Raw genomic sequence first — 1198 nt, 5'->3', positions numbered from 1 at the left:
GCCCCCCCCCGGCGGCGGCCATCGGGCCGCGGGAGCTCACCCCCCGCACCTACGCCTCCACCCTCTCTTTCTTCGCGCGGCGGGCCTTGGCCTCACCGATCGACATGCGACGGTTGATGTCCTTGATCTCGGCGATCGTCAAACCTGTTTCGGTTTGCAGCGCGGTCAGCTTCTGCTGGCAACGAATGATGTCCGGTTGCAGGCGACCAATGGCTTCAGCGTATTTGCTTTTGCCTTTGGCCAGTGCGTCGGTCCAGCTTTCGTCGACTTCGTTGCCCGGGAACTGGCGCAGGAAGTCGGCACGCGGCATGCGGGCATCACGTACGCAAAGTTGCATGATCGCGCGCTCTTGCTGACGCAGACGATCCAGGGCACTGCGAACACGCTCGACCAGGCCTTCGAATTGCTTCGGAACCAGTTTGATCGGCATGAACAGCTCAGCCAGGACTACCAGCTCGGCAATTGCCAGCTTATTGCCACGACCGTGCTTTTTCAGGGCCTTGCGGGTGATTTCCATCTGATCGGCGACAGCGCCAAAGCGCTGTGCGGCGATGACCGGATCCGGACCGCTTTCGGCTTCTTCTTCGTCATCGCTCGCTTCGGCGTCATCGTCGTCGGTGTCGTCGTCCGCTTTCACGGCTTTCGGGTCGACAGGCGGCGGCACTTCGGCTGCAGGCGGCGCAATGCCGTCGTCCGGGTCGATATAACCACTCAGGACGTCGGACAGGCGGCCACCTTCGGTGGTGACGCGAGTGTACTCGGAGAGAATATGGTCAACCGTGCCAGGGAAGTGCGCGATTGCGCCCATCACTTCGCGGATGCCCTCTTCAATACGCTTGGCGATTTCGATTTCGCCTTCACGTGTGAGGAGCTCTACCGTACCCATTTCACGCATGTACATGCGCACTGGGTCGGTGGTGCGACCAATGTCGGTCTCGACCGCTGCCAACGCTGCTGCTGCCTCTTCGGCCGCGGCTTCGTCGGTATCGGCGTCGGCCAGCATAAGGGAATCCTTATCTGGCGCAACCTCGAATACGTTGATCCCCATGTCATTAATCATGCGGATGATGTCTTCCACCTGTTCCGGATCTGAAATATCCTCCGGCAGGTGGGCGTTGACCTCCGCGTAAGTCAGGTAGCCCTGCTCACGACCAAGTGTGAGCTACTCTTTGATTCGAGACTGCTGTGGCGCTTTTCC

General features: G+C 60.4%; 1 pseudogene. It reads right to left on the bottom strand.

Features of this window, described 5'->3' with window-relative positions:
- Positions 1–52: 52 nt before the first annotated feature.
- A pseudogene (locus tag ACIPLA_RS27995) lies at positions 53–1198 on the bottom strand (RNA polymerase sigma factor region1.1 domain-containing protein); the annotation flags it as partial.

It is taken from the genome of Pseudomonas sp. NPDC086112, from assembly GCF_044746425.1.
Classification (GTDB): Bacteria; Pseudomonadota; Gammaproteobacteria; order Pseudomonadales; family Pseudomonadaceae; genus Aquipseudomonas.
This window is presented reverse-complemented; position numbering and strand designations above follow the sequence as displayed.